Genomic DNA, 22,228 nt, shown 5'->3' on the forward strand with positions numbered 1-22,228 from the left:
GTAAATAAAACCTGCTGTTGCTTCTTTTTGTTTCAACAAAAAGCGTGAAAAACAAACAAAAATTTTAAAAACTTTCACTTGCTTTTAATCCTTTATCAACATAGCAGTAAGGCTTGTCTCTATTTTAAACCTATTTCGATTTTTTGGAAACAGGAGATTTTAAGGGAATATACACCAAAAACCCCCTAAGTTGCCCTAGGGGGTATTGATTATAGAATCAATTAGATTTTAGATACGTTAGCCGCTTGAGGACCACGATCTCCTTCAACGATGTCAAACTCTACAGTTTGACCTTCATCCAAGCTTTTGAAACCATCAGTTTGGATAGCGGAGAAATGTACGAATACATCGTCGCCTCCGTCGCGCTCGATAAAACCAAAACCTTTTTCTGCATTAAACCATTTAACTTTTCCTTGCATGTATTAAACATTCCTTTCATAAGAAAACTGTGGACTATTTGTTAATCCATGATCTGACTATACACCTTGCCTATGGTAAAGTCAAATGCTGGATTATCGACAAATTTCAACTTGGGCTATATTTTTTTTCTAAACTTCTAACAACGACCTTAGAAAGCAACGATGTTAGTAGCAAGTAAGCCATTACTACCGTAGTAAAAGCAGGAAAGCGCTCCCACTTATTTTTACCAATACTCACCCCTGCATAATCGAGCTCTGAAGTAGCAATAACCGCTACAGGAAAGGAATCTAGCATTAAAACAATGAACTCATTTCTATGCGGAGAGCGGCTTTCTGGTAACTTCTTGAGGCAAAATTACTAGTCTCATAATAAAGAGAATTGCTCCTCTCCAAAGAATGTGCTACTTCCATTTATCCCTTGTCGATTAATCGTATTCTAGCTCGAAAAATTTCTTCAATAAAATAAATAAAATTACGACACATTTTGGACACATATATTAATCTCCAAATAATCCCAGATAAATAGGCTCAGGCATACTAAAATAAATGCTCTTTCAGACTTTATTTTAGTTCTAAGAAGAGCCTCAAAATGGTACCTTTCCCATAATAACTTGACCTGCACCTATCTTAGCTCTATCCTCATGAATTTGTTCTTACCGTCATGCCTGTCCACAGCTAACTACACGAAACTATGTCCGATCGTGACCGCTCATGTAGGAAATGTCTTTTTGTATAAATCCTTAGGTTTTTTGTTGTCTGTGGATAACTTATACCCATAATTGCGCATTTCCACAGAGTTGTCCACATTATACACAGGAAGTTGTGCACAAGCCCATCATTTTTGTGTATAACTCTAAATAAGCGCTTCCATCTTTTTCACATCATTTTGCTGTCTGACAGTACAAATAAAAGACCCCACAATATTGAGCAATTGAGGAGGTCCTTTTCAGAATGTGTGAAAGTATTACTATAGCTATGTCAGTAAAATTAAAATGGGGTGATTGAAAAAATAGAGAAGGGACAGCTCCCCTCCCTACTCAAACAAGCTCTTCATCTGTTATTCTGTCTGTTCACTTAATACAGTAATTTCCACACGGCGATTTTGAGCACGATTCTTTTCTGATGTATTCGCTACAAGAGGCTTTGTTTCTCCATAACCTGCGACAGTGAAGCGTGATGGGGATAATCCCCGTTCTTGTACAAACTCCTGCATAACAGCCTTTGCACGCGTCAGAGATAGATCCCAGTTTGCTACATACTGACTTCTGGTAATTGGGGTGTCATCTGTGTGTCCCTCGATTCGTACTTGATGAGGAAATTTCTGCAATACATCAGCCAGCTTGTCCACGATTTTTAAACCGTCTGGAGCTAACTCAGCTGATCCACTAGCAAACAGCAAATTTTCCGGCAAACGTATCATCACCCCATCGCTCTCTTCTGCAAAAGGGATATGGAACTCTTGCAAGGCTTCCCCTACTTTTTCCTTCACCACCTGCATATTACTATCCACATCTTGTTCAGGTTGCTGCCCAGCACCGATAGCTACTACATCTCGTTTTGCAGACAACTCACGAATTTCTGCTTCCAACGTTTTCTTTTTCATTTCTGCTACGGCTTGCTCGGCTTTTGCTATCTCAGCTTTTTCCGTGGTTTGAGTTGCCTTTTGCTGTAGCTCTTGTTGTTGTTGTTTGACCTGAGCTGTGTACATAGCTGCAACGATTATGACGATAATAAACAACAAGGTAATTAAATCGCTATAGCTTAATAGCCAACTCTTCTCAAGCTCCTTTTCATCATACAGACGATCATCCTGCATACTCGCTCTGCCTTTCAATAATTCCTTTCATGCTACCTGGCACTTTTAAGAGCACTAGCTTTTGGTCGGCAGGTAAAAAGGAATTTAGTTTTTCAAACAATATTCGCGGAGTCTCCATACGTTGTAACCCTACGCATCCTTCTATATAAAGCCGCTTCTCGAACATTTCCTGGTCATGGATATCCATCAATCGATAATAACAAGGCAATGCCAACAAATTAGCTAACAAGGCCCCGTACAAGGTAGCTACCACTGCAGTGCTCAGACTTTGTCCTGTCTGCGTAAAATCAGATAAGGTTTGTAATACCCCTGTCATACCCAATAATGTACCAACAAGCCCCATTCCAGGTGCTAGTAATGCAACCAGTCGAAACATTCCGCCCATCTGCTGATAGCGATGCTGCTCACCCTTGCACTCATTCTCTAAAATCATGCGCAGTTCTTCTTCCGATACACCTTCAATTGCCAGCAAGGCTCCCCTCTGAACAAATGAATCTGGCTCGTCCATTAACTCTTTCTCCAAGGGCAGATAGCCTTTCTCTTTTAAAACAAGCGAGTATTGATAGAAACGCTTGATCGTCTCTTCAATGTTATTTTCTCTACCATGAACCAATAGCCGAATTAAATGTTTGATTTTAATATGTTTGCGCTTAATGGCGTACGAGATAATAACAGATAATCCCACTAATTCAATAGCCGCCGGATGAAGCAATTGACTTACACTTCCATGTAAATAAATAGTATGTATTAAAATCAACATAACAAGTAGAACAAGTAACAGCGAACGATTTCTTCCCGAAAAAAATGTTTTTACATTCATTTTAGTATAACCTCACTTGCTAAAGCATGTATTTCTGAACGAATTCATTATAGCAAATGAATATCCAGAGTTTGATGAAAAAGAAAAAAATATTTGCGGGCCCAAAAAGTGGAAAAGAAAAAAGCGAATCCCTGCTATCACCAGCAAGTTTCGCCCCTTTGCCCTACACCACTTTGGCCATGAAGGACTGAATCGCATGCACAACCTTCTGTTGCTTCTCTAAGGTAATGCGTGGCCACATAGGCAGACTCAACGCCTCAGTTGCCATCTGCTCCGTAATAGCTAACGTGGTTTGTTGAATTGTCTGATACACCGGCAGCTGATGTACAGGAGTCGGATAGTACAGCATAGCACCAATCCCTTCTTGCTGTAGATAACGGTGCAAATCATCCCTTTGACCGTGTTCCACTCGAATGGTGTATTGATGGTACACATGTTTGGCATATCCTGCGACCTTTGGCGTAATAATGCCTGGTACGTCTTTTAACATCTGATTGTACTGCTGGGCGGCTTCTCGTCTTGCTTCATTCCATTGAGTAACATAAGGCAGCTTTACACGCAAAATACAGGCCTGCAACTCATCTAAACGCGAATTGTAACCTGTTAGTTCATTCTGGTAAGGGATCAATGAGCCGTGGGTGCGTAATTTGCGAGCTAGCTCTGCCAGTTCGTCGTTATCAGTGGTTAACATACCTGCATCGCCGTATGCTCCTAGATTCTTGGTTGGATAAAAAGAAAAACATCCAAAATGTCCAAAGGTCCCTAGTTTTTTACCACAGTACTCTCCACCAAATGCCTGTGCTGTGTCCTCAATAAGCCCTAACCCATATTTTTGGGCGATCTGAATCATCGGCTCTATTTTTGCCGCATGTCCATATAGATGAACAGGGATAATCGCTTTGGTCCGCTCCGTAATTTTCGATTCTATATCGGCTGGCTCTACGTTAAAGGTATCTTGATTAATCTCAGCAAACACAGGCTTAGCTCCAACTAGTTCCACCGCTTCAGCCGTTGCATAAAAAGTAAAAGAGGGAACAATCACTTCATCTCCTGCTCCAATCCCCAAGGCCCTCATCGCAATAAATAAGGCATCTGTACCCGAATTTAGCGCAATAGCATGTTTGCAGCCCAAATAAGCAGCTGCCTCTTCCTCAAACGCTTTTCCCTCGGCTCCAAGTACGAAATGGCCCGAACGTAGCACTTCCTGGACAGCACTGTTGATCTCATCCCAGAGTAATTCCACTTCATCCGTCAAGTCAATTATAGGTATCCTCACGTTCATTCCCCCTCGTATCCGTAATTAAATCCCTCCATTAGTAATACGTTAAGAAGAGAAGCATCGTGCAACATCTGAGTAATTTGGGAAAGAAAAAGTGATCCTTTACACAAGATGAGCAAAATAACGAGGGGGGCAAACTATGTCTCACCAGACAAACGAAAGTGTCTTTATTCATCCAACAGCTGAAGTGTCTAAGCAAGCCTGTATTGGGGCCGGAACAAAAATCTGGAACAACGCACAGGTTCGGGAGCAAAGTAACATTGGTAGCCAATGTATCATAAGCAAGGATGTTTATATTGATCAAGGAGTAAAAATCGGAAATAACGTCAAAATTCAGAATGGTGTTTCTGTTTATCACGGGGTCGAGATTGACGATAACGTGTTTCTCGGACCCCACATGACATTTACCAATGATTTGTTTCCACGAGCCTTTACTAATGCATGGAAGGTGGTACCGACCAAAGTAGAGATGGGGGCTTCCATAGGGGCACATGCTACCATCGTATGTGGAACGACTATAGGTGCCTATTCCATGGTAGGAGCTGGCTCTGTAGTCATCCACAACGTGGGGGCGCATCAGCTAGTAGTAGGAAACCCTGCTCGGATGATTGGTCTTGTTTGTTATTGTGGTGAGAGGATCGAACACCGAAAGCCTTGTCATGCTTGTGGTCAAAGTATTCCTGAAGATGTACTGCTATAAATAAAATGGTCGATTGCTCGACCATTTTTTCTCTTGCAAAAGTATAGAGTATACTTACTTTTTTTTATCAAAGAAAGCTCCATAGGCAACCTGAGTCGTTTCACCAGCGTACTGTTTGCTTGCTGTTTTCGCTTTGTTTACCTGTTGTAACTGCTCTTCGACATGAGACTGCTGTTGTTTCATCAGGGAAAGGATTTCTTGATCAAGCTGATGGCTCTTTTTCAATAATTCCTTTTCCTGTTCATTTAATTTTGCTCCTAGTGCTTGCAGTTTGCTGAGTTGTGTAATTTGTTCTTCTCTTTGCGCAAGGACGGAATTCCACTCATCAGGATTAGGATCGGCTTCATCACATTTCAAAATCTCTATTAATTTTTCAGTTAGGATAAGGATATTGGTCGCTACATCCATCGCAGAAACATTCAGCATTACGATTGTGTTCCTTCCGGTTGCCTTTTCGCGATCAACATCGCCTGTTTCCAAGTATCACGGAATTGAACAAAAAACTCCTCTACTTCCGCAATAATGGTGCCGTCCTTTTTCAAATTAGCTTCGATGGTACGATTATGCATATAGTCATACATCAGCATAAACTGCTCAGAAATTGGTACATTTTGATCTAACGTGACCATTAGCTCTCGAATGATATCCTGTATCTTAATAATGCTTAGATGAGCTTTTTGAACATCCTGTTTTTCCAAAGCCATCTTGGCTTCTTTACTAAAACGGATGCCTCCGTTGTACAGCATTAACGTCAAATCCCCTGGCGAGGCAGTCTTCACTTGGTTCTGTTGATAGATCTGTGCAGCCGTCTGATTCATGCATTCCCCTCCTCATTCCTCGAAACCATTACCCACCGAAATTTGATAAAATACTGGAGCTTTGAGCATTTAGCTTATTAATCGCTTGCTCCATTGCGGAGAACTTCTTCCAAAGACTAGTTTCTTTATCCTTTAGTTTCCTCTCCCAATCTTTAATACGAGTGTTGAGGTCGCGGATATCTCTTGCAATAAAACTGTTATCACTTGTTGTACCTGTCTTACCCGCTTTGTCCGCAATCTTTTTCATAGCAGCATTCGTCTGACTATAGATACGTTGAGCAAGACCTTGGGATTTGAACTCATCGGATCCCGTGCTAATCCCACTTCCACTTGTAAAGAGATTAATCACCTTATCCTGATCATTTAGCAATGCGTCTTTCAGCTTTTCTTCATCAAGATATATCTTACCGTTTTCCATATAATCAAATTTACTTCCAGTACCGTCTGACTTCTTCGGACCAATTCCAATGCTAGCCAGTGTATTTTTAGGAGGTTCTATTCCTTCTACAGGAGTGGAGAACGCACTACGCATCTGTGTGAGCACATTAGATAAAATACTGTCACTCTTTAATAGACCACTCTTCGCTTTCTCTTCCCAATTCTCGATTTGTTTTTCTTTCATTGCGTCTTTTTCTTCATCAAGAAGTGGATGGAAATCTCGGTACACCTTTTCAGTCATCTTTTGGTTAAATTGATCAATTACCTTGTTGTAGGTTTCAACGAAGTCTTTGATGGCAGACATAACATGTTCCGTGTCATTCGATGCAGATATGACCACCTTTTTATCACTCATGGTAATATTATCCTTAAAAGTAAAATTGATACCATCAAAATCAAGGGTGTTTTTAGAATCTAAAGTAAACTCTACACCGTTTACTGTTGCCTTTCCGGCCTGTTTTACGATGCCTTCAAAAATTTTTGCCCCATCAAAATTATCAGTTTGTGCTCCAGCATCAACACTTTGTTTAACCTCCCCATCAGTAATATTAAGGTTATTACTTCCTGAATCGTTAACAGTAATTTTAATTGCTGATTCCTGTGAAGGATTTTCCTGACTTGGAGGCACTTGAGATGTAAAAATGATGGAATTATCAGTACTGGAATAAAAAGCTTTAACACCAGTTTTGCTTGATTCATTATTAATTTTAGACAAAATAGAATCAATTGTATCTGTTTCTTTTACCTCAATACTAACCTCTTCTGATCCATCATTACCTTTTAATGTAAAATTAAAAGCACTTTTAATTTCCGTATTTTTGTCTTTAATCTCATCACTCATCGTAAATTTTACGGAGACCCCAGAGCCTGGTTTCGCCAGTTGTACATTCGTTACATCATATTGAGTATTAGAGTTTTTACCTTTAATATCAGCTGTTACTTTAGAATCATCGGAAGAAGATAGTTTTTGCTTTGTAAAGGCAGAAGTCAAGCGTAATTTATCTATCTTTGTATTCAATTCCAATAACAATGCATTCTGCTCTCGATAGCTGTCACGTACCCACTCTTCCTTTTGACGTTTACGATATAATTTCTCAAGCGGTGATCTTTCCACTTTCATCAATTTGTTAATCATTGTCTCGGTATCAATACCCGAACTCAAACCAGATAATCTTATTGGACTTGCCATATTTAATCCCTCCTACATTTTTCGATCAACCATAATACCAATTAGTTCATACATTTGAGCAACTGTATCCATCATCTTTTTAGATGGGATTTCCCTGACCACTTCATCTGTCTTGTTGTCTATAACCTGTACATAATACTCGCCTAATTTTTCGTGTAGATTGAATTTTAAATGTGTTTCTTTTGCTTGCATAAATTTATTTAAAGCGGCTACTTCATCTTGTAATTCTTTTTTAAAAGCATCCTTATGCTCACTAGCTTGGGGCACATCTTTTTCTTTCGAAGGCATCGGTTTAATAGTAGCATCTGATGGTGGCTTGGTTAGCTCTTGAGGATTTGAACCTGCATTTCCATTTTGACGAATTTCCACAGTAATCCCTCCGTCATCATCATCTTCTATCTAAAGTATCGGCATAATGCTGAGAGAAATTGAGTGATAGGACTCTTTTCCAATTAAAAATTAAAAAAGAGACCTCGTACAATTGGGGTCCCTTGGTTTGTGAGAAAGAGTAATCAGAAATAGTAATCAGTAGTCCTGCGTTACGGTTTGCCTCAACAGGTGGGGCGGAACCGTTAGGTGTAAGAATTGCTACAACATAATTTGATAGCAGAATAATCACTTAGGAGATCAGGTGATATTAACTCTATCGACTGTTCTAGCTGATTACATGCATTGACGCTATCTTACGTAATATGGCAAAAACAAAAAAACTTGAAGCTTATTCATCTTCAAGTTTTTCTCCTGTTCCTAACCATTGAGCCAATTGTGCCCAATCCACTTTTGTTTGTACTGCCAACTGATTCTCTTCTTGAATGGCTACATATACTTCTTTTCGATGAACGTTAATATCGCGTGGAGCCGATATGCCGATACGGACAAAGTCTTTTTCGACTGCAATCACTTTAATCTCGATCTGATCGCCAATCATGATGGACTCATCTTTTTTACGCGCTAATACCAACATACTTATCACCTACTTTGTCACTGGCTTCTCTTTTTGTAAAAGGAGGGGCTGCCGTAAATTATAGTGGTCCCCTTGGAGAATGAATTGTTTAGCTTTTCCGTTTTTCACATTAATGACAAGAGGTGATTTCAAATTAACTGTGATTTGGCCTTTTCCTCGTACTGTCATGACAGACAAAATCACCACCTGAGACTCTTCCGTAATCTCCAAGGCTTCTTTTACTGAAAGGGGTAGATCGAATTCATAATCCTTAAAGAACAGAAATGGATCTATCACCCAAAAACTAATACCCTGTTCCTCCAATGATTGAAGAGAGAAAAAGGGCATTTCCGGATTCTCTTGCGTTAATTGAAACTCATGCAAATGCGTAAAACCAATCATACCCTCTATGATATAAAGTTTTCCCATTTTTTCCTGTTGATACATCATTAGACAACACCTCTTATCTAGCTACGTTCACATTTAAACCAACGACTTCGATATCCAACCGATTCCACTGTTTTACGTACGCATCTACCTTGGCAGGCGTATATTTGTGAACAGGTGGTTGGATGGTTGTCTCAATTTTTGTCCCTCGCGGAGTAATATTGATCTCTACCGGCTTGGCTTCATAACGTATTTCAATACCATCTCCAATAAGAGAACCAGCGGCTACCACTCCCTCACCTGAAAACATGATACTATTCTCAAAGGCTATATCAGCAATAGCATTTCCCCCACGTTCAAATGCACGCAGCTGATCCCCTTCGATCCCTGCTTGCTCAATCGCTTCCATCACCTTGTTGTAGCCATACTCGGCGTTATCACTAGTCCGCCGTAACGGCCCTCTCATATCAATATTTTCACGTGCTTCATTAGAATCAATCTGCAATTCACCAAGAGGCTGTCTAATTTCTACTATAGCCGCTTCTTGTTTGATTTGCATGTTTGCCCTTGGCTGTTCGATCTCTTGCTCACCGCGTGGACTACGCCAGTTTAGCAAGAGAGGAGTAGATCTTATCGATAAGGAAGCTAGTTGCATCTTGCTACTCCCCTTTCACTATTATCTCAGAAAATCAAGTAAAGATGGTTGAATGATTCGTGCACCTGCTCCTAAAGCAGCTCGATGTACATTTTCTTGCATTTTCAAGTTGGTAATAACCTCTGCCTCATCTGCGTCTTCATTTTTAGACATCATGGATGTAATGCTTACGCTGTCCGTATCCAGACGGCTAATCATTAAATCTAGACGGTTAGAACGCGCCCCTAAAGCAGCACGCTCGACAAGTAAATTATTAATGTGCTCGTCCATCTTATCTAAATAATCCGCTCCAGAATCTCCAGCGTTTAGAACTCCCATAATGTCTTCTAATGTTTTAAAAATATTTTCACCGGCTGGTGAATCAAAAATGTTTTTCCCACTTATATTTACTTGGAAAAAGACGCCTTGACTCATCTCCATCTCTACTTTACCTTCGTTGGATGTAAATTTGTCATTTTGAAAGGGGGGGTATTATTGTTATCGCCTCCGTAAATATACTTGCCATTTACTGTTTGGTTAGCCAAATCTCCCAAATGCAGCTTCAGTTGATCAATCTCAGCCGCAATGCTTTTTCTCTCTTCTATACCATAAGTACCGTTACCTGAGTCCCCCAATAGCTCCCGAATACGGTGAAATACGCTCCCAACTTCATTCATAGATGTATCATACGAATCCATCCAAGATTGAGCTTGACCAGCATTGCGTTGAAACTGCTCATTCTCCATTAGAGTTGTTCGATAATACATTCCCCTAGCAGCAATTACTGGATCATCGGACGGACGAGACACTAATCTACCCGTAGAAAGCTGTTGATAAGACTTACTCATTTGTCCCATAGAATTGTTAATGTTGCGTACCATGGTATTGTTCATCATATTCTGTGTGATGCGAATCGCCATTGGAATACCCTCCTCGTACAGTGACTAGCTCTATTGTTTACAATTCCTACTGTCTTTCGTTTAAAGAGAACAGGTGTATATTTTCTTGCTATTTCAAAAAAAGCGCCGCAACACACGACGCTTTTCTTTAGTAATCTACAAACCTACACGTCCCATGCCATTAATGATCTTGTCCAAAAGCTCATCCATACTGGTCATGACACGAGCTGCTGCGCTGTATGCCTTCTCAAATTTGATGATGTTCACCATTTCTTCGTCCGGTGATACACCTGAGACAGACTCACGGTTCATTAAGATCATGTCAGAAGTCGTTTCTGCATTTTTATAATTACGGATCGCTTCTTGACCATCTACCCCTAATTGAGCAATGGTGTGACGATAAAAATCATCAATGCTTGTAGCTTGCGGGAAATCAGTTGGATTGTTACCCGCAGGGATTACTTTATTTTTAATTTTGGCGATTGCCAATGCATTTTGGTTGTTTCCGTCATTAATTTGTCCAGTTTCGTCCGCTTTAGCTGCTGCAATCTTGTCCAAGCTATTTAATATCGCAGGATTTACTTTTATATTCGCTGCACTTGTTGGATTATCGGTTCCCCCGTCAATCACGAAGAAATTAAGACCTTCTTGTGTATTATTTTTAATATCATCCAAGTTGTATCCCGTTTTATGAACTTCGTTGATTTCACGAGCTAAATTGACAGCGAGAGCATTAACCTTTTGTAGCATATCGGCTGTGGTTTCATCGCGTCCAACAATCGCTGCTGACAGCGTCCCCATACCTTTAAGTGGTTTAAACTCAGCTCCGCCTAACGTAATTTCATACTTTCCAGTTTCCGCATTTTTTTCTGCTTTCATTTCAGTAGATGTTGTATTGGTAACAAGCGGTTGTCCACCAATCGTAATGTTGACCATACCGCGCTCTGTTGGCGTAACATTGACATCTGTCATTAAAGAAAGCTTGTCAATTAACACATCTCGTTGGTCGTACAAATCATTAGGCTGGTAGCCATGCGGTGTGACATCACCAATTTGTTTATTAATGGATGCGATTTGATTGGCAATTGAATTAATAGATTCAGTTTGTATAGCTACCTCATTGTTTAAATCAGACTGTAGTTGGGTCAGGCGGTTGTACACGTGATTAAATGTATCAGCTACCGCTACCGCACGTTCCCGCAAAACAGAACGATTTGATTGGCTCTTTGGATCGCTGGATAAATCTTCCCATCCCTGCCACATCTGATCCATGACCTTCTGCAAACTGCTATCAGACGGTTCATTCATAATATCTTCTACGTTATTAATCGTTTTGAGCTTGTCGTTCCAATAACCTGTATTTATAGCAGCAGTCCGATACTGACGATCTATGTAATCTTCTCGAATACGTTGAATATCGGTCGCGTACACACCTGTTCCAAGCAAGCCAGGTGCACGATCGGCATTCATCCCAGGTCCAGGTATAGGAGTTGTAGCCGACAAATTCACACGCTGACGAGTATAGCCAATGGTATTTGCATTTGCAACGTTGTGTCCTGTTACGTTTAGAGCGGCTTGTTGTGCGAACAGAGCCCGCTTACTTACTTCAAGAAGATGGAAGGTTGATCTCATACAGACACCCTTTCTAAGCTTTATGGTTAAAAATAGAACGATTCATTGAAGATTGTATCTGTTGATTCACTGGATTTTTATAAATAAAGTCTTCTTCCGGTCGATCTGTAAACAGGTCGAGGCTCATGTTGACAAAATCAAGGGAATGTTGCAATAGTTGCTGGTTCTGTTCATTTTCTTCCTTCAATTGCCCAATAACACTGAGTAATTCTTCACGATACTGAGCTAACCGATTTTTCGTTTCCACGTCGGTACACAATCTAATTACATCTTGTAGGGTCCCATTCGTAACAGCTACACCCTTTTCATTAAAGATCATGCTGGTCATTTCTGCGCGTAATAGCTCGGTTTGCTGAATAGCCTTGAACAACTGCTGTTCTTTTTTGACAAGTTCAGTTAGTTGTTGCATATCGTTTTTCACCAATACTTCTCGCTTCTCCAATGCCAGTGTATATAGCGCTTGATGAAGCTTTGTCAAATTATCCAACACGGCAAAGAGTTCGTTTACATTCGTCATGAGCTCCCTGTCGCTCCTCTACGATTTTTTCCAAAAAGCAATGAATTTCTCAGCGATCTGATCGCTTGGTACTTGGTATGTACCGTTTTCTACCTTGCTTTTTAGTTCGGATATTTTAGCGAGACGGGCTGAATCCATTTCTTGTTCTTCCCCTAGCTTCAGAAGTTCCCTTCCCTCCGTGGAAATCGAAACTTCATCTTTTCCCCATTTATGCTTTACTTGGCTATTCTGTTGCACTTTATTAGCCGTATTATAGGCTTGTATCATTCCTGTGCGATTCGTTTCATTAATACGCATATTTTCACCTCGATCATTGAGACTTGCGCTGGAAAGAACTCACGGCTACCCCCATTTATTAAGCTAACCGTACCGTTCTTAGCCACAGGATGGGACACTCACCGTTTGCTTGCTCTAGTAGTAACATCGGCTTTTCAAGTGAAATCGATTAATGTTTCTGACCACCTAAAAACGTTTGGTTGGATAGTCCTATTCTTTTTTGAACTTATAGACCTGATTTCGTTTTCGATCTTCATCTGTAAGACGACGATCTACGTCCATTTGTTGTGTAATTTCCCGTTTTAACTTACCTGAGCAATGTAAACACATAGTTCCCGATTGAATGACTTCCCCACAGCTTTCACATGGATATCCAAGGTTCGGGTTACTTTGAATCGAAATCCGTCCCTCACGAATGAATCGGGTAATCTCTTTCGCATCGACACCTGTTCCATCGCTCAACTGATACATCGTAGCACCGCGATTCTCCCTTTTACGAAGAAAACTAGCGCATAGCTCGTATTGTTTTTCTTGTTCTTTATGGCATGCGGGACATACATCTCTTATTCCTTTCACAAAAAGCACTTCACAAATTGGACAGTTTGCTAAATGTCCTAATCCCATAATTTCTTCCCCCTGATTCACTTTGTTTTTGGCATGAAAAATATATGTTATCATTACTTATACTTAATGTTTATTGCTTCCATTCAGTGCCGTGTACAGTTTTCTAGTCGGCTGAATAAACTATAGGCAAATATCAAGTACATGGAGGTCTTACCATGATCGTCATTAAAACCAAAGAAGAAATCGAACTCATGCGTCAGGCGGGCATCATTTTGGCCAGTATCCACCAAAAGATTGCCACCATGATTCAACCAGGCGTAACGACCTGGGAAATCGATCAATTCGTAGAACGCTATCTGAAAGAACATGGTGCAAAACCGGAGCAAAAAGGTTACCATGGCTATCCCTATGCCACATGTGCATCCGTTAATGAAGTCATTTGCCACGGATTCCCTTCTAAAAATGAATTAAAAGATGGTGATATCGTGACGATTGACATGGTCGTTAATCTTAATGGATGGTTGGCTGATTCCGCTTGGTCATACGGGGTAGGACAAATTTCTGAAGAAGCCGATCGTCTGTTAACCACTACCAAGGAATCTCTATATCTAGGTATTGAGCAAGCAGTTGTTGGCAACCGAATCGGCGATATCTCCCATGCCATTCAAAAATTTGCCGAAGAACGCGGGTTCTCTGTCGTCCGTGATTTTACTGGCCACGGAATTGGTCAGAGCATGCATGAAGATCCATACGTTCCGCACTATGGGCCTGCTGGTAAGGGAGTGCGTTTAAAGGAAGGCATGGTTCTCACCATTGAACCCATGCTAAATGTGGGAACTTATCATGCAGTCGTAGATGAAGAAGATGGTTGGACAGCACGTACACGCGATGGTAAATTATCAGCTCAGTACGAGCACACTCTTGCCATCACAGCAGATGGGCCACAAATCCTAACTCAATTATAATTCTTCTGTACTAGAAAATCATGATTTCTTATTATTTTCATCGGCAAATTTGCGTTAACAGATTTGCCGTTTTTTCTTTTTTACATGATTTAACGGGCTAATGTCAGACTGAAAATGGATATCTGAAGATTTTGTTTTTTAGCGTAGTACGAAAGTACCTTAGCACATGCTTCAATCGTTGCCCCAGTTGTAAAAATATCATCCACTATTAATACTCGCCATTTTATCTTGTTCTGAGGAAAAGAAAATGGATGAGAAGACAGATCAGTGCTTTGCAAACTAGAATGAATAACAAATGCATCCTGCATACTTACAAAACGTGCCGCTCTTCCTTTTTGCTTGCTCTGTTTTTTAGTTTCCTTTTGGCGCTCCCATAACGGAACACACGGAATGTGTTGATGATATCCCACGTATTCTGCCAATACCTGTGCTTGATTAAATCCCCGTTCCTGCAACCGACTCCCGTGCATCGGAACATAACTAATGACATCAATTTTTCTCCCCGGCCCATAATGAAACTGATAACCTAATAAAATAAATGCTGTACAGATGGAATTCAATCGCTCGTCCCCATGATATTTCCACTGTCTAATTAGTTCTTTTGCCCATTCGTTATACTGGATCACACTTCGATTGCCATTCAAATCTTGCCTTTCCCGACTACAGTCTCTGCATAGACCATCCTTTCCTTCACATGATCTTCCACAAATTTTACAAAGATATTTCATCAGAAGTATAACCTCTGGCACACATTTATCGCATAAAAGCAACTGCATCAGTTGATAAAAGCCTTTTGGATAAAAGAAGGCAGGCACATGTTTTGATAGATGGAGAATTAATTCCCTTGTTTTTTTACCGACTTGAATTACATTTTTACAGACCAGACATTGCTGCATTATTCACTCTCTCCTCATTCTACCATCGCAGCTGTCTCTTCCGCCAAGTTATTCATTCTCTTAATATGTTTGATGGCTTGGTTAGGGCTATTTGCTTTCTTATTCATCAGATAGAGAATCTGCCCATCTGGCGAGTCACTGGAACGTCCTACTCTCCCTGCTACCTGGACAAGAGAAGCTTCATCAAAAATAGCAGCATCTGCCTCCAGCACAATACAATCACTACGGGGGATGGTTACGCCTCGCTCTAGAATAGTAGTAGTTATTAAGATCATGTACACCTGTTCACGAAAAGCACGCACCTTATGTTCCCGGGTAGGATCAGAAGCATGTACCCCCTCTACTTTCTCTCTCATATTCGGAAAGAAGTGCTGAACATAAGCGAGCACAAAAGGAATTTGCTCAATACGCGACACAAATATAAAGACTTGTCTTTGTGTCTGTATACTATTTCGCAAAAAAAGTAATAAAGAAGCAATCGGTTGCAATAAATGAATACTACGATGCAGTTTGTTTTTGATAAGCTTTGTTGGAATCGGGAGTGGATGTCCATGAAATCTAGCTGGCAAAATAGCATGAGTGGATGAAGTAAGCAACAGCCTTTTAGGCGAAGGGAAAAGTCGTCTGCCCGCTTGTGCTGCCACTAACTCTTTCTGTAAATAATCTGGGGGTGTTGCACTTAGATATAAAACCTTTCCGTGAGGCGTTAGTGAGCGTTTCACAGCATGATACAGCATCTCATTGCGATGATAAGGGTAAGCGTCTACCTCGTCTACTACTATCAAAGAAAAACGCTGGTAACACCGTAGCATCTGATGTGTAGTCGAAATAATTAAACGGCTTTGCTCCCATTTTTGCTGACTGCTACCATGGATAGCTACCACTGAAATAGACGGGAATACTTTTTGTAAACGTGGTGCTAATTCCAAAACTACGTCTTTTCTAGGAGTGGCAATACAAACGGTCCCTCCACGAGCCAACTCTGCATCAATAGCAGGAAATACAAGCTCCGTTTTCCCTGCTCCACATACGGCCCAAATAAGGAACCTCCGTTCTTTGGAAAAGACGAACTCCCTTACCTTTTTGGCTACAATCGCTTGTCTTTTAGAGAATTGTCCATTCCACCGCAAGAAGGCTTCGGAATTACCAAGTTGTTTAACGTGCGAGTCTGAGTGACTTGAAAAATCGGCAGGTACACATATAAGTGGAACACAGCACTTGCACCTTCCCATAGAGAGACAACTGTAGCAGTAGGAGCATAGTTGTTGACAGTTCTCGCAGATTGTCCGCTCAATCTCCTCTACACCATTGCATCGCTCACAATGATAAGACAATCGGCGTTGCCACCAGGACTGCTGTAGTTCAAGAGTGATACTAGGGCGCCACTCTGCTTTTCCCTGTAGAACTAGCCATTGCAAAGACATAATAAGGATGTCTAGATCATTTCTGGTCACATTGTCTTCTTGAAAACATAGCCTCTTAACTTCATCAAATAATAACGCCCTACCTTGTAGTTTAAAAAATAGTTGGTGCGTCCACTGATTGCCTCCTACAAGGAACTCTATTGCATTCCCTTTTTCTAGCACTCTAGACTTATCAATCTGCATTGCTTCTTCTATCTCTTCAAAGCTAAACACATAAGATCGCCCGTACGACTGGTTTCCACCCGTTTCCCTTACATATAAGCGATTTGCCTCTTTCGTGTATCCTTCAGCCAACGAACGTACTTGTTTGAGTGTACTAGGAAGGAGCCTTCCATCAGCTAGTTGCTGTGTAATCTTTTGGTTCACCCTATCCCTTATCGCAAAAATTAAAGCAAGTGATTTACTTTTGCCAATGATGTGCAATCTTCGTCCGTTCTGCTCTTTCCAAAATTGCCTGTCTACCTGGAAACACGGAGTAATATATGCTAAGACAGAATGTCCATCTTCTTTTAAATAAAGTACATATTCATGCATAATATCCATCCCCCTTTGTCCTTATTGTTAAAAAAGACAACGGGATAACGCAAGAAAAAAGAGACCAGCCCTTGACTCAGCTAGCCTCCTTTTCAACTGTTCGCAAATCAATTACGACCACTCGTTCTCTCCCTGCTTGTTGTTCTGTTATGGTATCTGGATGGACCCGGTATAAAATCTCCGTCATCCGTGGCGTATCGTCGGAAGAGCCTTCATCCACAAAACTAATAATAATTGGCTGTCCATATAAACCAGACTGAAACATCAGGGTGCGTACAGCCTCTTCTACTCTATGCTCTGAATTATGCAAAAGTAGTTGATAATGCGTCATGGTCAAAGGCTCCATAATAGCAGTGGCTCTACCTGACTCCATCCAGACATAGATCACTTTAAGCAAAAGAGCGGAGCAGCCGTATGCTGCAAGCAACCAGATCATAAAATCAGCTATCACGGTCATCCCCTCCTTTAATAAGGTATGCCGCACTGCTTGACTTGGTTGCTTTCTCTGCGCTCATTTTCATAAATTTTGTATGGTCCGTTTAAAAGCCTTACAACTTTACCCAGCCATTCTTAATCGAAATAACCACAGCTTGGGTACGATCTTGTACATTTAGCTTTTGTAAAATACTGCTAACATGATTTTTAACCGTCTTTTCACTAATGAATAAATATTCACCAATCATTCGATTGCTTTTTCCTTCTGCCATTAATTGCAGTACTTCACGTTCACGGCGTGTCAAAGACTCAATAATACGTGGGTCCATCACCGGTGACTCTTCGAACGTAATGCTACGATCCATTGATTCTTCCTGTTCACTTAAACGACGGAATTCATCAATTAATTTGCCGGTCACTTTCGGATGGATATAGGCCCCACCTTGGGCCACCACGCGTACTGCTTCTACCAATTCAGAAGTACCCATATCTTTTAATAAATAACCGGATGCTCCAGAACGCAGCGTGCGGTAGACATATCCTTCGTCATCATGAATGGACAAAATGATGACCTTTGTTTCTGGGCTAATTTTCACTACTTCTTCTGCAGCCGCAACACCGTTTACATTTGGCATATTAATATCCATCAATAAAACATCTGGTCTATATTCTGCCACTAGCTTGGGAGCCTCCATTCCATCGGAGCCCTCACCCACCACTTTGAAACCAGATTCCATATCAAGTATTCTCTTTACGCCTTCACGAAACAATTGATGATCGTCTACTAATACGATTTTAATTTCATCCAACAATTTTTCCACCGTAATTAACCTCCCTATTTGCCGGTACTTTTGGATACTGACGTAGGCTGTAGCGGTATTTGAAACACCACTTTAGTCCCTTCAAGGTTATTGGACGTAATGCCGATTCTGCCATTCAGTAATTGGCATCGTTCTTTCATTCCCATTATTCCGAACGATTGACCTTTTTTACTGACTTCACTCACATTAAATCCAATTCCATCATCTTTTACGACAATAAACATGTTTTCCAGCTGAAACTCAACTTTTATTTGAACAAAATTAGCTTTCGCATGCTTGTACACATTGTTTAGGCATTCCTGAACCAAGCGGAAAGCTGCCGCCTTAAATGAACTTTCCAACTTGTGTTCTTTGCCAAAAACTATTAGGTCAATATGTAATTTACTACGATCCTCAAAGGTTTGTATATACTTTTGCAAAGTTGGAATGAGTCCTAAGTCGTCTAAAGCCATTGGCCTCAAGTCAAAAATGATTTTTCTAACATCTGCTAAACTCATTCTTACAATCTCTTTTAAGCTAATTAACTCCTGTTGAGCATCCTGCATCGCTTCATTTTTCAACATCTTTTCTACGATTTCTGTACGCAATACTACATTAGCCATGGATTGTGCAGGTCCATCATGGATTTCCCGGGCTACCCGTTTACGTTCCTCCTCCTGGGCTTGAATAATTTTCAATCCCATAAGTTGGTGCTGCTTGGCAGACTCCAGAGCTTCCTCCACTTTGGACAAATCCCCTGCTAAAAAGCTGTGAACCACGCTGATCTGACTTAATAACCCTTCTGCTCTAGTAATTGTCTCTAGAATATTCCGCAGACGAAGCTCTAGTTCATCACGGCGTTTCTTTAAATTGTTTTCTCGCTCACGCATCAAGGATAGCTCTATTTGAATATTATGCGCCTCTTCATAAGCTGCGCGAATATCTGTTTCAGTAAAGCTTTGAAAATTGCGGCTTACTTGCACCAATCTCGACCTTGATCGACGGGACTGTAACTCTAAATTATCAACATTCTGGATCACTTCTGTTAATACTTGCCGAATTTCAACAATCTCTTTCTTGATTGCATTACTCTCAGAACGGGCACTTTCTGCAATTTGAAATATTTGTTCTTTGCTCATTTCAACCGTTCGAATCGTTTTTTTTATGACCCCATCTAGAAGGCTGATATCAATGCCTTTATCCATGGGTTTCCCCCTTATTTTTCCGTTTTCACTTTCGTAAATAGTTCGAGGAGCTGGGGTGCACCTACCTTGCGCAGTCCTACATCAAATCTTGGAATAGAATATGGATTTTCATTTGGCTTCACAACGTCTCTCCTAGATGTAAAGACATATTGATATCCTGCTTCTTTTACCGAATCAATAACAACGTTACTTGTATAGCCATGGGGTAGAGAAAGAGATTCTATTGGCTGTTTCACAAGTTGTTCCAAGCCTACCTTCGACATCTTAAAATCAACAAATAAACGGTCTCGGTACTCTTCCTCATTCTCTGCTCGCTGAAATTCTTCCAGGTATACAGGCTCCGTTCCCGCCTTCTGTACTCCCCACTCATTCGTCTCTTTATGTTCATGTAAACTGAATGTGTGCGAACCGATATCCACTAAGCCGGAAGCCAGCATTTCCTCAACTTGTTGGTAAGTAAGAGGAACGGTCATATTTTCTCGCTTTCGATCGAGGGTATCCCGCAATCTTCCTGCAATCACAAAGGCTGCAGACGGGTAACCATATTGGGAAAGCAACGGATACGCTTCTGTGTAATAACTTTCATAGCCGTCATCAAACGTAAGTAAAACAGCATTCTCCTTGGCTGTCACACCTGTTTGCATAAAAGCAAAAAATTCACTCAGGCTGATGGGATGAAGGTTATGTTCCTTCATAAACTGTAGATGCTCACCAAACTGCTCTGGTTTAATCACAAACGGCTTATCACTATCACGATTAATATGATGGTAATTTAAGACTACAACCTTGTCTTTGTACCATCTCTCATTTGATAGCGTTTCCTTTTGTTTAGCATCTCTAGAGGTCGTTTGCTCCACGTCTGACTTTCTACGCTCTATAGACTGAGACGTATCATCCCCCGTCTTTTGTTGCACATAATCCATTATTTCTACTCCGACACTCTCTGGTCTAAACCAATACACGAGGGTAGAAAACAGAAGGAGAAGAAAGAAAAAGACGAGAAAGAAAGGTTTTTTCTTCATGATGCCACATGTTCCTTTCGACCTTATTATAGTGCTTTTCGACAAAGATTTACAGAATCCTCTATGAAGTCTAACCCATTGAAGTTGTAATTGCCTAGCTTTTTTTGCTATTCTCATAAGAAAAAAGAAGCCTAGGAAAATCCCAGGCTTCTTTCTATTTTTTACAGGTTAGCAGCGTCTTTTTTCAGATCCTTTGCTTTATCTGTACGCTCCCATGGTACATTCAGATCATTACGACCGAAGTGACCATATGCTGCGGTTTGTTTGTAGATCGGACGACGTAGGTCTAATTGCTTAATGATACCTGCTGGGCGTAGATCAAAATTCTTGCGGATCAGCGCTACCAAATCGGATTCAGCAATTTTTCCTGTTCCAAATGTATTTACAGCGATAGATACCGGTTGAGCTACCCCAATAGCATAAGCTACTTGTACCTCACAATGTTCAGCAAGACCTGCTGCTACAATGTTTTTCGCAACATAGCGGGCTGCATAAGCACCAGAACGGTCTACTTTTGTAGGATCCTTACCGGAGAATGCACCACCACCATGACGAGCATAACCGCCATACGTATCTACGATGATTTTACGACCAGTTAGACCAGCATCCCCTTGAGGACCACCGATTACAAAACGGCCAGTTGGGTTAATAAAGTATTTCGTTTGATCGTCTAATAGATTTGCTGGAACGATCCGCTTGATTACCTGCTCCATCAGATCTTTTTTAATCTGATCCAATTCTACTTCTGGAGCGTGTTGTGTAGAAATAACAATGGTGTCAATGCGAACTGGCTTATCACCATCATATTCAACTGTTACTTGAGTTTTACCATCTGGACGAAGGTATTTAAGCGAACCATCTTTACGAACTTCTGTCAGACGACGTGCCAATTGGTGAGCCATACTGATTGGAAGAGGCATTAATTCTGGTGTTTCGTTGCAAGCATAACCAAACATCAGACCTTGGTCACCTGCACCGATTGCTTCGATTTCTTCATCTGTCATGCTACCTTCACGAGCTTCCAACGCTTGGTCAACACCTAGCGCGATATCTGCGGATTGCTCGCCGATTGCAGTAATAACACCGCATGTATCTGCGTCAAAACCATATTTTGCACGATCATAACCAATCTCACGAATCGTTTCTCTTACTAGCTTTTGAATATCTACATATGTAGAAGTTGTGATTTCCCCTGCCACTAGCACTAGACCAGTGGTAACAGATGTCTCGCATGCTACACGAGCATTCGCATCTTTAGACAAGATCGCGTCAAGAATAGAATCAGAGACTTGGTCACAAATCTTATCTGGATGTCCTTCTGTAACGGACTCAGATGTAAACAAGCGACGCCCTTTTTGCAATTCCATACTTTTACCTCCTTAAACTGGAAACATGATATATAATATGTTTGCCGAGCCAGGTTTCCATCACGACAAAAAGAAAAACCTTTCCCATTGCTGAGGAAAAGGTTGCTTTTCTAATGCGTTCCCTAACCCTCTTATCGGCCAGAGTAAGATTAACTATTTGAATAGTTATCCTTCCTCTGCTGGTTAGCACCGCTCAAAACGGTTGCCGGGCTTCATAGGGCCAGTCCCTCCGCCTACTCTGGATAAGAG

Annotated in this window: 26 protein-coding genes, 1 pseudogene and 1 riboswitch; of the genes and pseudogenes, 2 read left to right on the top strand and 25 right to left on the bottom strand. The window is 40.9% G+C overall.

Annotated features, from left to right (window positions below; all coding sequences use genetic code 11):
- Nucleotides 1–221 precede the first annotated feature (221 nt).
- From EEL30_03825 to EEL30_03850, 6 genes are all read right to left on the bottom strand, one after another.
- The gene (locus EEL30_03825) at nt 222–419 is read right to left on the bottom strand and encodes a cold shock domain-containing protein (GenBank protein QDX91570.1); all 198 of its coding nucleotides are present in this window, start codon (nt 417–419) and stop codon (nt 222–224) included.
- Between the two features lie 106 nt (nt 420–525).
- Complete coding sequence (locus EEL30_03830; protein ID QDX91571.1) at nt 526–714, bottom strand: hypothetical protein; 189 nt, start codon at nt 712–714, stop codon at nt 526–528.
- A 762-nt stretch (nt 715–1,476) separates the two neighbouring features.
- Nucleotides 1,477–2,235, bottom strand: coding sequence for a chemotaxis protein (locus EEL30_03835; GenBank protein ID QDX91572.1), 759 nt, complete (start codon nt 2,233–2,235; stop codon nt 1,477–1,479).
- Nucleotides 2,225–3,055: a chemotaxis protein gene (locus EEL30_03840; GenBank protein QDX91573.1), complete on the bottom strand. Its 831-nt coding sequence runs from the start codon at nt 3,053–3,055 to the stop codon at nt 2,225–2,227. Before EEL30_03840 ends, EEL30_03835 begins: the two co-directional genes overlap by 11 nt.
- A gap of 163 nt (nt 3,056–3,218) precedes the next feature.
- On the bottom strand, nt 3,219–4,337 hold the full coding sequence (locus tag EEL30_03845) for a DegT/DnrJ/EryC1/StrS family aminotransferase (protein QDX91574.1): 1,119 nt from the start codon (nt 4,335–4,337) through the stop codon (nt 3,219–3,221).
- A 31-nt stretch (nt 4,338–4,368) separates the two neighbouring features.
- Entirely contained in the window at nt 4,369–4,509 is a 141-nt protein-coding gene (locus EEL30_03850) for an acetyltransferase (GenBank protein QDX91575.1), read from the bottom strand.
- On the opposite strand from EEL30_03850, the gene EEL30_03855 reads away from it, so the two are divergent.
- Entirely contained in the window at nt 4,474–5,034 is a 561-nt protein-coding gene (locus tag EEL30_03855; protein QDX91576.1) for an N-acetyltransferase, read from the top strand. The genes EEL30_03850 and EEL30_03855 overlap by 36 nt on opposite strands.
- Nucleotides 5,035–5,088: 54 nt before the next feature.
- Here the strand turns inward: EEL30_03855 and EEL30_03860 are convergent, their stop codons facing one another.
- The 12 genes and pseudogenes from EEL30_03860 to EEL30_03915 all read right to left on the bottom strand — a co-directional run bounded on the left by EEL30_03860 (nt 5,089) and on the right by EEL30_03915 (nt 13,391).
- Nucleotides 5,089–5,460: a flagellar protein FliT gene (locus EEL30_03860; GenBank protein QDX91577.1), complete on the bottom strand. Its 372-nt coding sequence runs from the start codon at nt 5,458–5,460 to the stop codon at nt 5,089–5,091.
- Complete coding sequence (fliS, locus tag EEL30_03865) at nt 5,460–5,852, bottom strand: flagellar export chaperone FliS (GenBank protein ID QDX91578.1); 393 nt, start codon at nt 5,850–5,852, stop codon at nt 5,460–5,462. The genes EEL30_03860 and fliS overlap by 1 nt, the downstream gene beginning before the upstream one ends.
- A gap of 28 nt (nt 5,853–5,880) precedes the next feature.
- Nucleotides 5,881–7,479 carry a flagellar hook-associated protein gene (locus EEL30_03870; GenBank protein ID QDX91579.1) on the bottom strand — a complete coding sequence of 533 codons (1,599 nt, stop codon included), beginning with the start codon at nt 7,477–7,479 and terminating at the stop codon, nt 5,881–5,883.
- Between the two features lie 12 nt (nt 7,480–7,491).
- A complete protein-coding gene (gene flaG, locus EEL30_03875) occupies nt 7,492–7,848 on the bottom strand; it encodes a flagellar protein FlaG (protein ID QDX91580.1) in 357 nt (118 codons plus the stop codon).
- 349 nt (nt 7,849–8,197) lie between these two features.
- The gene (csrA, locus tag EEL30_03880; GenBank protein QDX91581.1) at nt 8,198–8,443 is read right to left on the bottom strand and encodes a carbon storage regulator; all 246 of its coding nucleotides are present in this window, start codon (nt 8,441–8,443) and stop codon (nt 8,198–8,200) included.
- 9 nt (nt 8,444–8,452) lie between these two features.
- Nucleotides 8,453–8,872, bottom strand: a complete 420-nt coding sequence (locus tag EEL30_03885; protein QDX91582.1) for a flagellar assembly protein FliW — start codon at nt 8,870–8,872, stop codon at nt 8,453–8,455.
- 13 nt (nt 8,873–8,885) lie between these two features.
- Nucleotides 8,886–9,464, bottom strand: a complete 579-nt coding sequence (locus EEL30_03890) for a hypothetical protein (protein QDX91583.1) — start codon at nt 9,462–9,464, stop codon at nt 8,886–8,888.
- Between the two features lie 21 nt (nt 9,465–9,485).
- A pseudogene (gene flgL / locus EEL30_03895) lies at nt 9,486–10,363 on the bottom strand (flagellar hook-associated protein FlgL).
- Between the two features lie 135 nt (nt 10,364–10,498).
- Nucleotides 10,499–11,974: a flagellar hook-associated protein FlgK gene (flgK, locus tag EEL30_03900; protein QDX91584.1), complete on the bottom strand. Its 1,476-nt coding sequence runs from the start codon at nt 11,972–11,974 to the stop codon at nt 10,499–10,501.
- Between the two features lie 13 nt (nt 11,975–11,987).
- Complete coding sequence (locus EEL30_03905) at nt 11,988–12,491, bottom strand: flagellar protein FlgN (protein ID QDX91585.1); 504 nt, start codon at nt 12,489–12,491, stop codon at nt 11,988–11,990.
- An 18-nt stretch (nt 12,492–12,509) separates the two neighbouring features.
- A complete protein-coding gene (gene flgM, locus EEL30_03910; protein QDX91586.1) occupies nt 12,510–12,788 on the bottom strand; it encodes a flagellar biosynthesis anti-sigma factor FlgM in 279 nt (92 codons plus the stop codon).
- A 189-nt stretch (nt 12,789–12,977) separates the two neighbouring features.
- Nucleotides 12,978–13,391 (bottom strand): flagellar protein, encoded by a 414-nt coding sequence (locus EEL30_03915; protein ID QDX91587.1) that lies wholly within the window; start codon nt 13,389–13,391, stop codon nt 12,978–12,980.
- A 155-nt stretch (nt 13,392–13,546) separates the two neighbouring features.
- Here EEL30_03915 and map point away from each other — a divergent pair, with 155 nt between their 5' ends.
- Entirely contained in the window at nt 13,547–14,296 is a 750-nt protein-coding gene (gene map / locus EEL30_03920) for a type I methionyl aminopeptidase (protein ID QDX91588.1), read from the top strand.
- 89 nt (nt 14,297–14,385) lie between these two features.
- Here the strand turns inward: map and EEL30_03925 are convergent, their stop codons facing one another.
- From EEL30_03925 to EEL30_03955, 7 genes are all read right to left on the bottom strand, one after another.
- Nucleotides 14,386–15,195 (bottom strand): ComF family protein, encoded by an 810-nt coding sequence (locus tag EEL30_03925; GenBank protein ID QDX91589.1) that lies wholly within the window; start codon nt 15,193–15,195, stop codon nt 14,386–14,388.
- A gap of 11 nt (nt 15,196–15,206) precedes the next feature.
- Nucleotides 15,207–17,150: a DEAD/DEAH box helicase gene (locus EEL30_03930; GenBank protein QDX91590.1), complete on the bottom strand. Its 1,944-nt coding sequence runs from the start codon at nt 17,148–17,150 to the stop codon at nt 15,207–15,209.
- Nucleotides 17,151–17,226: 76 nt separating this feature from the next.
- Nucleotides 17,227–17,601 carry a hypothetical protein gene (locus tag EEL30_03935; protein ID QDX91591.1) on the bottom strand — a complete coding sequence of 125 codons (375 nt, stop codon included), beginning with the start codon at nt 17,599–17,601 and terminating at the stop codon, nt 17,227–17,229.
- A 97-nt stretch (nt 17,602–17,698) separates the two neighbouring features.
- On the bottom strand, nt 17,699–18,406 hold the full coding sequence (locus EEL30_03940) for a DNA-binding response regulator (protein QDX91592.1): 708 nt from the start codon (nt 18,404–18,406) through the stop codon (nt 17,699–17,701).
- 14 nt (nt 18,407–18,420) lie between these two features.
- Entirely contained in the window at nt 18,421–19,590 is a 1,170-nt protein-coding gene (locus EEL30_03945) for a histidine kinase (GenBank protein ID QDX91593.1), read from the bottom strand.
- An 11-nt stretch (nt 19,591–19,601) separates the two neighbouring features.
- On the bottom strand, nt 19,602–20,612 hold the full coding sequence (locus EEL30_03950) for a xylanase (GenBank protein QDX91594.1): 1,011 nt from the start codon (nt 20,610–20,612) through the stop codon (nt 19,602–19,604).
- 161 nt (nt 20,613–20,773) lie between these two features.
- On the bottom strand, nt 20,774–21,979 hold the full coding sequence (locus tag EEL30_03955) for a methionine adenosyltransferase (protein ID QDX91595.1): 1,206 nt from the start codon (nt 21,977–21,979) through the stop codon (nt 20,774–20,776).
- Nucleotides 21,980–22,107: 128 nt separating this feature from the next.
- Nucleotides 22,108–22,228: riboswitch (SAM riboswitch) on the bottom strand.

The sequence above is a fragment of the Brevibacillus laterosporus genome (genome assembly GCA_007833815.1).
Classification (GTDB): Bacteria; Bacillota; Bacilli; order Brevibacillales; family Brevibacillaceae; genus Brevibacillus_B; species Brevibacillus_B laterosporus_D.